Here is an 11,966-nt window from a genome sequence, read left to right as displayed (position 1 = left end):
ACCCTCAGCGGCACGCCGACCGTGGCAGGCACGTTCACCTTCACCCTGACCGTGTCCGACAGCACGCCCAGCCCGGCGGCGCAGGCCAGCCGCAGCTACACGCTGACCATCGCGGCACCGGTGATCGCGGTCGCGCCCACCACGCTGCCGGCCGCCACCCGCGGCACCGCGTACAGCCAGGTGCTGAGCGCCAGTGGCGGCACTGCGCCGTACACCTATGCGGTAAGCGCGGGCACTGTGCCGGCCGGCCTGACCCTGGCCAGCAACGGCACGCTGTCCGGCAACCCGACGGCGGAAGGCAGCTTCAATTTCACCGTGACCGCGACCGACGCAAACAGCTTCACCGCTGCGCAGGCCTATGCATTGACGGTGGCCGGCCCGAACCTGGCGTTGCCGGCCCGCACCCTGCCGGCAGGCACGGCCGGGCAGGCATACGCGGCGACCATCTCGCCGGCGACCGGCGGCACCGCGCCCTACAGCTACGCACTGACGGCCGGCACGTTGCCGAACGGCGTGGTGCTGGATGCTGCGACCGGTGCGCTCAGCGGCACGCCGACCTTGTCGGGCAGCTTTGCCTTCACCCTGACTGCCACCGACAGCACGCCGAGCCCGGCGGCCCAGGCCAGCCGCAATTACACGCTGACGATTGCAGCCGCCACCCTGGTGCCTGGCCAGCCCACGCTGCCGCCAGCGGTGCGTGGCAGGCCCTACAGTCAGGTCCTGACCGCGTCCGGTGGCGTCGCGCCGTATACCTACAGCGTCGCCAACGGCCGCTTGCCTGCCGGTCTGACCCTGTCCGGCAACGGCACGTTGTCCGGCACGCCGACCGCTGAAGGCGTCTTTTCGTTCGCTATCGCAGTGGCCGACGCCGGCAATGCCAGCACCACCCAGGCGTATACCTTCACGGTGGACGGCCCGAACCTGGACCTGCCGGCAAGCACCTTGCCGGCCGGCACGGCCGCTCAGGTCTACGCCGCGACCATCGCGCCCGCAACCGGCGGTATCGCGCCTTACAGCTATGCACTGACAGCCGGCGCCCTGCCGAGCGGTATCGTCCTGGACGCGGCGATCGGTGGTCTCAGCGGCACGCCGACCTCGTCGGGCACGTTCAACTTCACCCTGACCGCGACCGACAGCACGCCCAGCCCGGCGGCGCAGGCCAGCCGCGGCTACACGCTGACCATCGCGGCGGCGACGCTGGTGCTGGCGCAGCCCACCCTGCCACCGGCGACGCGCGGCAGCGCGTACACCCAGGTGCTCACGGCCAGCGGCGGCGTCGCGCCTTATCGCTACAGCATCGCCAGCGGCACTTTGCCGGCTGGCCTGACGCTGGCCGGCGACGGCACGCTGTCGGGCACGCCAACGACGCAGGGCACCTCGTCCTTCACCATCGCGGTGGCCGACGCCGGCAATGCCAGCGCCACCCAGGCCTACAGCTTCACGGTGAGCGATGCGGCGCCGGTGGCGGTGGCGGATGTGGCGGCGACCATGTCCGATGCTGCGGTGACGGTGGCGGTGACCGCCAACGACACCGGCAACATCGCATCGATCGGCATTGCCACCGCGCCGACCAACGGCACCGCCGTGGTCAACGGGCTGGAGCTGGTTTACACGCCGGCCGCCGGTTTCGTCGGCACCGATGTGGTGAGCTACACGGTCACCGGCAGCGGTGGTACGTCGGCCGCGGTCACGCTGACCATTACGGTCAACGCGCGGCCGGTGGCGGTATCGGTGACCGCCGCGGCCGTGCCCGGCGAAGCGCAGCAGGTCGACCTGACCCGCAATGCCACCGGCGGGCCGTTCGTGGCTGCAGCCGTGGTCGCGGTGCTGCCGGCCTCGGCCGGTACCGCCACCATCACCCGGACCGGCGGCACCGCCACCGCGGCGGCGGCGCGTGCCTCCGGCCCGTCGCCGGCGGCCGCTGCAATGGCCGAGACGCCCACGTTCATGCTGACCTTCACCCCCAACCCGGCCTTCGTCGGCCAGGCCACGGTGCAGTTCACCTTGTCCAATGCGTTCGCCACCTCGGTGCCGGCCAGCGTGGTGTTCACCATCGCGCCGCGCCGCGACCCCAGCGTGGATGCGGAAGTGCGTGGCCTGATCGATGCGCAGTCCGAGTCCACCCGGCGCTTTGCGCGCGCGCAGATCGACAACTTCCAGCGCCGCCTGGAAGCCACCCACCGCGGCGGCGGCACCTTCAGCAACGCGGTGAGCTTCCAGCCGACCTCGCATTGCCGCCAGGCCGACCGCGGCATCAGTGCGCAGCCGTGCAGCCCGGACACGCAGGAGGCCGACAACGACTTCCGCGATGCGCCAGCAATGGCCAGCAGCGGCAACAGCACCGCGCAGGGTCAGGGCGATCTGGGGCTGTGGGTGGGCGGTGCAATCCGCTCGGGCAGCCTGGACAAGCAGTCCAACAGCAACGGGGTGGACTTCCAGACCGACGGCCTGAGCGTGGGCGCCGATTACCGGGTGGCACAGTCGCTGGCGATCGGTGCGGGCCTGGGTTGGGGCCGCGACGACAGCGATGTGGGCAGGAACGGCAGCCACTCCAAGGCCACCGCCTACACCATGGCGCTGTATGCCAGCTTCCATCCGGGCAAGGCGTTCTTCTTCGACACCCTGGTCGGCTACCAGCTGCTGTCCTACGACCTGCGCCGCTTCGTCACCGACGACAGCTCGATGGCCGAGGGCAACCGCGACGGCAAGCAGTGGATTGCGTCGGTCTCCACCGGTGCGGACCTGCAGCGCGGCGAACTGCAGATCACCCCGTATGCACGTGTGGATGTGGCCCGCGCCACGCTGGATGGCTATGTCGAAGACGGCGTGGCGCCGTTCGCGCTGCGCTATGACGACATGGACGTGGCCACCACCACCGGCAACCTGGGCCTGCGCCTGGAATGGCGCCGCGAAGTGGCCTGGGGCCGGCTGACCCCGCAGTTGCGGGTGGAATACCAGCGCGACTTCCAGGGCCGCGGCGATGCCACGCTGAGCTATGCCGATCTGAACGGCGGGCCGTTCTATCGTGCCGGCCAGAGCGCGTTCGACCGCAACCGCCTGATGGTCGGCATCGGTGCGGCGCTGCTGACCGAGCAGGGCCTGTCGACGCGGCTGGAATACCGTGGCATCACCGATGGCGACAGCAACAACGATCAGACCTGGATGATCAATCTGGAAAAGAAATACTGATCGTCTCCAGCGTCATGCACTGAGCAACGCGATGGGCCGGGCGACTACCCCGGCCCATCGCGTTTGTGATGCCGCCGGCGGTATGTGTTGCATGGCGGCGCTGGTGCTGCGCTGCGCATTGGTCGCCGGTGGGTTGTAGACAGACCGCCACGCACATCGGCCGCAGTGCATCGAAGCCAGCGTGCAGGCTGGTCCGCCTGTCTGCTTTCCTGCCGGTGGCGGTGCCGGGTTTGCTCAGGTCTGCCGCGCGTCGGCAGTCGATCGCCACGCGCGGCGGTGCAGTTGCCCATGTCACAGGACAGCCCTGGGCATCGGCACCGACCGCTGCATGCAGATCCTTGGCAAACAGCGCAGCACGGCCGCATCCGGCACAATGCACGCACGCATGCACGCCACTTCCGCGCCCGATTTCCGCCTCTATCCGTCAAATGCGCTGGATACGCTGGCCGCCTTGCTCGCCCAGGAGCTGCGCCGGCCGGTGCCGGAGCAGCCGTTGCTGCAGCCGGAGGTGGTGCTGATCCCGCAGGTGGCGATGCGGCGCTGGCTGCAGTCCACGCTGGCCGCCGAGCACGGCGTGGCGGCGAATCTGGAATTCCTCACCCCCGGCGAATTCGTCGCGCGCGCGCTGGAATGCAATCTCGGCCCGGCCGACGACGATCTGGACATGGCCACCACACAGTGGCGGTTGTATGCCGCATTGCAGGCCGACCTGGGCAACGATGCGGCATTGGCGCCGTTGGCCGGTTATCTGTCCGACGGCGATGTGCTCAAGCCCTGGGCACTGGCCGGCGAGCTGGGCAATGTGTTCGAGAAGTACCAGGCCTGGCGACGCGACTGGTTGCTGCGCTGGGAAGGCGGTGCCGACCCCGATGATCCACAGGCGCGCCTGTGGCGCAGCATCGCCGCCGGCCGGCAATACCGCGCGCGCCGCATCGGCCAGTACCTGGATCGCTACGCGCGCCCGGATGGTCCGTTGCCGCAGGGCTTGCCCAGGCGCCTGTTCGCCTTCGCCATCTTGAATATTTCGCCCGACGTGCTGCGCGTGCTGGCCACGCAGGCGCGTGTGGGCACGCTGCATTTCTATCTGCCCACGCCCACGCAAGGGTACTGGGGCGATCTGCAGACCCTGTGGCAACGTCGCCGCGAAGACGGCGCGATGCAGCTGTTTGCCGAGCAGGTACAGGAAAACCCGCTGCTGCAGGCCTGGGGCGCGGCCGGGCGCGACTTCATGGCGCTGGTCGGCGATTACGAGGTGGTGCATCCGCTGGCCGAGATCGCCGTCTACGCCGACCCGCTGGAGTCCGGGCGCCGCGCACTGGCCGACGGCGGCCTGGGCGACAGCCTGCTGCGCCGCATGCAGAGCGACCTGTTCCATCGCCGCGCGCCAGGCGTGCCTGCCGCATTGCCGACGGTGAATCTGCACGACCCCAGCCTGCAGGTGCATGCCTGCCATACGCGGCTGCGCGAGCTGCAGGTGCTGCACGACCAGCTGCGCGCTCTGCTCGACGATGCGCGCTTCGACCCGCCGCTGCAGCCGCGCGAGATCGCGGTGCTGTCGCCGGACATCGACCCGTACGTGCCGTACCTGGACGCGGTGTTCGGCAGCCACGGCAGCGACGACGCGCTGCCGTATGCGCTGGCCGATGCCAGCCCGTTGGCCAGCGAGCCGCTGGCCGAGGTGTTCCTCACCTTGCTCGGCCTGCCGATCGCACGCTTCGGCCTGCACGAGATTCTCGACCTGCTAGCCAGCGCGCCGATCGCCGAGGCCGCCGGCCTGGACGAAGCCGGGCTGGAACGCCTGCGCGGCTGGCTGCACGCGGCCGGCGCGCGCTGGGGGCTGGATGCGGCGCATCGGCGTCAGCACCAGGCACCGAGCGACGACGCCTACACCTGGCGCTTCGCACTGGACCGGCTGCTGCTCGGCCATGCCAGCGGCGCCGACGACGATATCGAGGGCGTGGCGCCCTGGCCGCAGCTGGAAGGCAGCGCGTTGGCCGCACTGGACACGCTGTTGCACTTGCTGGGCGTGCTCGAACGCCACCAGTCGGTATTGGCCAAGGCGATGACGCCAGTCGAGTGGCGCGAGCGTCTGCTCGGCCTGCTGGATGCGTTGATTCCGAAGGCGCCGTCGGCACCGCGCGCGCAGCGCGCGCTGGACCGCTTGCGCAGCCTGATAGACCAGTTCGCCCGCGATGCGGTGCGCGCCGATTACGCAGGCGATGTGCCGGCCGAGGTGGTGCGTGCGCACTTCGCCGCGGTGCTGGGCGAGTCGGACACGCGCGCGCCGCTGCTCACCGGCGGCATCAGCTTCGGCCGCATGGTGCCGATGCGCCTGCTGCCGTTCCGCGTGATCTGCCTGCTCGGCATGAACGATGGCGATTTCCCGCGCCGCGACCCGGCCGCCGGGCTCAATCGCCTCACGGCCGAGCTGGGCACCGAGCGCCGCCGGCATGGCGACCGTTCAACCCGCGAGGACGACAGGTTCCTGTTTCTGCAGTTGTTCGCCTCTGCGCAGGAGGTGTTCTACCTGAGCTATCTCGGCGCCGATGCGCGCGATGGCAGCGCGCGCGAACCGTCGGTGCTGGTCAGCGAACTGCTGGGCAGCGCCGCGCAGTACCACGCCGAGCCGCAGGCGATCGCCACGCTGGTGGTGGAGCACCCGTTGCAGCCATTCGCCGCCGCCGCCTTCGGTGCGCCGGGCGATCACGGCGCCGACCCGCGCCGTTTCAGTTATCGCCGCCAATGGCGACCGTCGGTGGACAGCCTGGTCGGCCAGCGCCAGCCGCTCGCGCCGTGGGTGGCCGGTGCGTTGCCGGCCGACGACAGCGCAGTGCCGGGCAGCGTCTCGATCGACGACCTGCGCCGCCTGTTTTCCGACCCGGCCGGGCAGTTCCTGCGCCATCGTCTGGGCATGCGGTTGCCCGACCCGGCCAGCGAAGACAGCGACCTGGAGCCGCTGCTCGCGCCCACGCGCGGGCTGGACCAATACGGCCTGCAGCAGCATGTGTTCGACGCCGCACTGGCCGGCGACACCGGCCGGCTCTACGAGCGCCTGCGCGCGCGCGCGCTGCTGCCGTCCGGGCCGCTGGGGCGACGCCAGCTCGATGAGCGGGTGGCGCAATTGCGCCCGTATGCCGAGGCATTCCGGCAATGGCGCGGCGAGGCGCCGGCGCAGTCGCACCGGCTGCAGGTGCAGATCGGCGATGTCGAGGTGCACGGCCGCGTGCCCGGCTGGTATGCGAGCGGGGTGGGGCGCGTGCAGGTCGGCGCGCTCAGCGGCCGCAGCGCGATCCGCCACGGCCTGGAATGGCTGCTGCTGCGCGCTGCCGGCGAGCACGCGCCGTATGTGCGCTTCTTCGAACACGAAGACGGGTTAGGCCCGCATCCCATCGACCCCGACCCGCTGTCGCAGGCGCAGGCGCAAACTGCATTGGCCGCACTGTTGCAGCTGTATCGGCACGGCCTGCAGGCGCCGCTGGCCTTCGCGCCCTACAGCAGCTGGAAATACCACCAGGCCGCGCGCGGCGACGACCTGGACAAGGCCATCAAGGAGGCCGCCGGGCAGTGGCAATCCAGCTTCGGCTGGAGCGAGTCGCACAGCCCGGAACTGCGCCTGGTTAACCGCGGCCGCGACCCGTTCGCCGATGCGCAGCGCTTCGCCGAGTTCGCCACCACCAGCCACCGCGTGTATGACCTGCTCGAGCGCGGCAACGCCGACGCCACGCTGGATCCGCAGCGCCTGGTCGAGAGCTGGCGCCACTGGCACGGCGCGCAGGAGGAGGCCGAATGAGCGCCAGCCCGGTCACCGACCCGTACCTGCACCTGCCGCTGCATGGCGTGCGCCTGATCGAGGCCAGCGCCGGCACCGGCAAGACCTTCACCCTGGCCACGCTGTTCACCCGGCTGGTGGTCGAGCGCGGCCTGCGCATCGGCCAGATCCTCGCCGTCACCTTCACCGAGGCCGCCACCCAGGAACTGCGCCGCCGCATCCGCGAGCGCCTGGTGCTGGCCGCAACCCTTGTCCCCAACGCCCCCGTAGGAGCGGCCCCGGCCGCGACCGACCTGCCCACAACACCGGCGCCCAATGGCGCATCGGCTCTTGTAGGAGCGGCCCCGGCCGCGACCGACTTCGCCAACGACCCGTCGCGGCCAGGGCCGCTCCTACAGGACGCGCCTGATGTCCTGCTCACCCGGGCCATCCTTGCCACTCATCTGGCTACCGGCACCGAGACACCGGCTGCCTTGCGCCGCCGCCTGCAACAGGCGGTGGAAGAAATCGACCTGGCCGCGGTGTTCACCATCCATGGCTTCTGCGCGCGCGTGCTGCGCGAACATGCGCTGGAAAGCGGCCAGGCCTTCGCCGCGCCGGAACTGCTCGCCAACGACCGCGAACTGCTCGGCGAAGTCGCCGCCGACCTGTGGCGCCAGCGCGCCGCCGATGCGGCGATGGCCGAAGACCTGATCGCGCTATGGTCGGGCGGCCCGGAGGCATTGGCCAGCGATCTGCGCGCGCTGGTGCGCCATCCAACGCTGCTGCCGGCGGCCGCCACCACCCCAGACGATTCCGCTGCGCTGCTGCAGGCCGTGCAGGACGCCAGTACCGCACTGGCCGCCGCATTCCAGGCGCACGGCACCGCGTTTTTCGACACCATCATGGCCGCCATCGATGGCGGCATCCTGAGCAAGGTCAGTTACAAACCGGAGTGGCTGGCCTCGCTGTGGCATTGGTTCGACAGCTTCGCCGCCGCGCCATCGGTCAACACCGCCCCGCACCCCAAGCTGATCAAGCTGACCGCCGCGGACCTGGCCGCCGGTACCAACAAGAAGTTCGTCGAGCGCACGCCGGCCTCGCCGCTGAGCCACGAGATCGACGGCTATCTCACCGCGCTGGCGCGTGTCGAACAATGGCGCACGCGTCGCCGCATCCGCCTGCTGCACGCCCTGCGCGAGGACGCCATCGCACGGCTCGCGCTGCTCAAGCGCCAGCGCCGCGTGCAGACCTACGACGACCTGGTCGATGGCGTTGCGCACGCGCTGGAAGGCGCGCAGGCCGGCGCCCTGGTTACGCGGCTGCGCGCGCAATACGCCATCGCGCTGGTGGACGAATTCCAGGACACCGACGACCGCCAGTGGGCGATCTTCTCCAATGTGTTCGGCGAAGGCCCGCTCGCGCGCGCGGCTGGCCTGGCGCCGGCGCTGTTTCTGATCGGCGACCCCAAGCAGGCCATCTACGGCTTCCGTGGTGGCGACGTGCGCACCTATCTGGCCGCTGCGGTCACTGCCGAACTCGCCCCGCCGCTCAGCCACAACTTCCGCTCGCGCCCCGGCGTGCTGGCGGCCATCGACGCGCTGTACGCACAGGCCGGCTATACCGACGCCTTCCTCACCGACGGCATCGCCTTCCACCCGGTGCAGCCCGGCACCAAGCGGGTGGATGCCGACCTGCAACGCGATGGCGGCCCCGCCCCGGCGCTGACGCTGTGGCGTGCGCCGGAACCGCCGCCGCCTGCGAAAGGCAAGCCCAAACCCTGGAGCGCCGGCCGCGCCCGCGAGCTGGCCACCGCCGCCTGCGTGGCGGCGATCCGCGGCTGGCTGGCCGGTGGCCGCGACGGCACCGCCACCATCAACGCGCGCCCGGTGCAGGCCGGCGATATCGCCGTGCTGGTGCGCAGCCACGGCGAGGCCACGCGCATACAACAGGCGCTGGGCGCGGTGGGCATCCCCGCGGTGGCGGCCGGCAAACAGAGCCTGTTCGCCACCGACGAAGCACTGGAGCTGCTGGCCCTGCTGCAGGCCTTGCTCGACCCGGGTGACGACAGCCGCCTGCGCGCCGCCCTGGCCACCGTGCTGATCGGCGCGGACGCCGCCGCCATCGCCGCGCTTGCACACGATGGCGAGCGCCACCGCCGCTGGCAGCAACAGGCGCTGGACTGGCGCGAGCGCTGGCAACGCGGCGGGCCGCTGGCGTTGATCGGCGAGCTGGGCGCCGCGCACGGGCAACGCCTGCTGGCCCTGGTCGATGGCGAACGCCGCCTCACCAACTACCTGCAACTGGCCGAACTGCTGCAGGAAGCCGACGCCCGCGCGCTCGGCCCGCATGGCCTGGTCGACTGGTTGTCGCGCCGCATCGCCAATGCCGACGACAACGACGAAGCCCAGCAACTGCGGCTGGAATCGGACGCGCGCCGCGTGCAGATCGTCACCCTGCACAAGAGCAAGGGCCTGGAGTATCCGCTGGTGTTCCTGCCGTACATCGGTATCGGCCGCAGCGACAAGGGCGCCGGCCGCCATTGCGTGGTGCATGCGCCCGAGCTCGGCCGCCAGCTGCACTGGAAGACTGACAAAGAGGACCCAAGCTGGAGTGCCGCCGAAGCGGCCTGGAAGCAGGAACAACGCGCCGAGGACGCGCGCCTGCTCTACGTTGGCCTGACCCGTGCCGAGCACGCGCTGTGGATCGCCAGCGGCCCGTTCCACCAGCACGAGCGCACCGCACTGTCCGGCATGCTGCGCGCGCTCGACGCGCTGCAGGGCGCGGCCGGCGAGGGCGCGGTGGTGGTCGACACGTCCACGCCGCCGGCCACCCTGCCGCGGCTGCCGCCGCCGCTCGAGGCACAGGTGCCGCCCGCGCGCACCGCGCAGCGGCATATCGCCCCGGACTGGTGGGTCTACAGCTTTACCCAGCTGGCCAATGCCGATGCCGGCGCCGCCAGCGACCCGATGGCCAGCGCCACGGTGGTCGGCAGCGGCGGCAGCGACGAGCCGGCCGGCAGCGAGGCGATCGCGGTGGCCACCGAGGTCGACGCCTTCGACCCGCGCTTTGCCGGCAACCGCTTCGGCGTGGTGATGCACGACGTGTTCGAGCGCTGCGACTTCGCCGCCTGGCAGGCGTGGCAGCCCGGCCAACCCGCACCCGAAGGGCAGGCCGCCGCCATCCTCGAGGCGCTGCAACGCGGCGGCTACGTCGAGAAGGAATGGGACGACGGCCTGGCCATGCTCACCGCCCTGATCGGCCACACCCTCACCGTGATGTTGCCCGAAGGCACCCCCCTGGCCGCCGTGCCCGCGCCGCAGCGCCGCAACGAGATGGAATTCCACTTCGCCATGCGGCCCACCCGCGTCGAGGCACTGCTGGCACTGCTGCACCGGTTTGGCGTGGTCGGCGAGCGCCAGGCCTTCGGCGCGCGCCAGCGGCTGGAAGGCCTGATGACCGGCCTGATCGACCTCACCTACACCGTGGACGGGCGCTGGTACGTGCTCGACTACAAGTCCAACCGCCTGCCCAGCTACGACGCCGACGCCCTGGCCCGCGCCATGGCGCACAGCGAGTACGAGTTGCAGGCGCTGATCTACACCGTCGCCTTGCACCGCTGGCTGCGTTTCCGCCTGGGCGATAGCTACGACTACGCCCGCGACTTCGGCGGCGTGCGCTACCTGTTCTGCCGCGGCCTGGACGCCAGCCGTAACCCGGCATCAGACCCCGGCCTTGAGCCTGCCCGCAACGCCGCAGCCGACCCCGGCTTCAACCCTGCCCGCAGCGCCGCAACCGACCCCGGCTCCGACCCCTCCAGCAACGCCGCAGCCGACCCTGGCGCCGACCGCGCCCGCAATGCCGAGGCCAACCCCGGCTTCGACCGCGCCCGCGATGCCGAGGCCAACCCCGGCTCCGATCGCGCCCGCGATGCCGAGGCCAATTCCGGCTCCCGCTCCGACCCTGCACGCGACGCCGTCGCCAGCGACGCCATGTCCGACGCGGCCGCACCCGGCATCCAAGCGGCATCCGTCTGCGTTGCGCCCGGCATCCACGCCTGGCGCTTCGATCCGGCCCTGGTCCAGGCCCTGGATGCCCTGTTCGCCGGCAATCCCACCGAGCCCCTGTCCAGCAACGCAGCAGCGCCTCATTCCCCCGACGGTCAAGCGCCCCTCTCCCCCCGGGAGAGGGGGTGGGGTGAGGGCAGGTCCGCCGCCGAAGCATCCGAGCCATGACCCAACAAACCGCACTCCCGCCCAGCGCTGTGCGCAAGCCGCGCGCCCCTCGGGGCGAGCACACACCGCTTGCGCGCCATGGCGCGCGTGCCTGGCAGTGCCTGCACCACGCCGCGCGGGCCGGGATGCGCAGCGGAGGTTGGGGTGAGGGTGTCGTGCAGGATCAGAATTGTGCCGATCGACAACTCGCCCGAGGCGCCTCCGCCCACCAGGCGTCCACCCCATGAACCAGCCAAACCTCTTCAGCGCGCTGATCAAGGCCGACGCGCTACGCCCGCTGGATCTGGCGCTCGCGCAAAGCCTGCAACGCCTGGCCCCGGACACCGACCCCCAGGTCCTGGCCGGCGCCGCGCTCGCCTCGCTGGCCGTTACCAGCGGCCACGCAGGGCTGGACCCCGCGCGCGCCGCCATGCTGCTGGACGCGCGCGAGGGCCCATCGCCCGCACTGCCGGACCCCGCCGACTGGCAACGCACCCTGGCCGCCTCGCGCTGGGTCGACCAGCCGGCTCCGGAAGACCCCGCCGCCGCCGACTGCCCGTTGGTCCTGGAACACGGCCTGCTCTACCTGCGCCGCTACCGCGAGTACGAACGCCGCCTGGCGCTGGGCCTGCAACGCATCGCCGCCCAGTCGCCGCTGCCCTTCGACGCCGCCACGCTGGCCCCGCTATTCGCACAGCTATTCCCGAACCCGACCCCAGCCACTCACCCCGTGGACCCACCCCCTCTCCCGGGGGGAGAGGGTGCCCGAAGGGCGGGTGAGGGTACGGGCCTGCCCGAGCCATCTGTCCACCAAG

At 71.2% G+C, this 11,966-nt stretch carries 3 protein-coding genes and 1 pseudogene; all 4 read left to right on the top strand.

Features of this window, described 5'->3' with window-relative positions:
• Positions 1–3,189 (top strand): putative Ig domain-containing protein (locus tag EO174_RS15970; protein ID WP_126945836.1); only part of this gene is annotated, 3,189 nt, incomplete at its 5' end.
• A 385-nt stretch (positions 3,190–3,574) separates the two neighbouring features.
• Positions 3,575–6,979, top strand: coding sequence for an exodeoxyribonuclease V subunit gamma (gene recC / locus EO174_RS15965; RefSeq protein WP_126945833.1), 3,405 nt, complete (start codon positions 3,575–3,577; stop codon positions 6,977–6,979).
• Positions 6,976–11,172, top strand: a complete 4,197-nt coding sequence (recB, locus tag EO174_RS15960) for an exodeoxyribonuclease V subunit beta (protein WP_241240027.1) — start codon at positions 6,976–6,978, stop codon at positions 11,170–11,172. The genes recC and recB overlap by 4 nt, the downstream gene beginning before the upstream one ends.
• 223 nt (positions 11,173–11,395) lie before the next feature.
• A pseudogene (locus tag EO174_RS15955) lies at positions 11,396–11,966 on the top strand (exodeoxyribonuclease V subunit alpha); the annotation flags it as partial.

It is taken from the genome of Xanthomonas sp. BRIP62418, assembly GCF_003993495.1.
GTDB lineage: Bacteria > Pseudomonadota > Gammaproteobacteria > Xanthomonadales > Xanthomonadaceae > Xanthomonas > Xanthomonas euroxanthea.
Note: the sequence above shows the minus strand (reverse complement) of the source record. Positions and strands in the feature narration are given on the sequence as shown.

What these genes read in the sequence shown, in the direction of transcription:
- recC (WP_126945833.1), top strand. Translation starts at nt 3,575, where the DNA reads ATGCACGCCACTTCCGCGCCCGATTTCCGCCTCTATCCGTCAAATGCG.
- recB (WP_241240027.1), top strand. Translation starts at nt 6,976, where the DNA reads ATGAGCGCCAGCCCGGTCACCGACCCGTACCTGCACCTGCCGCTGCAT.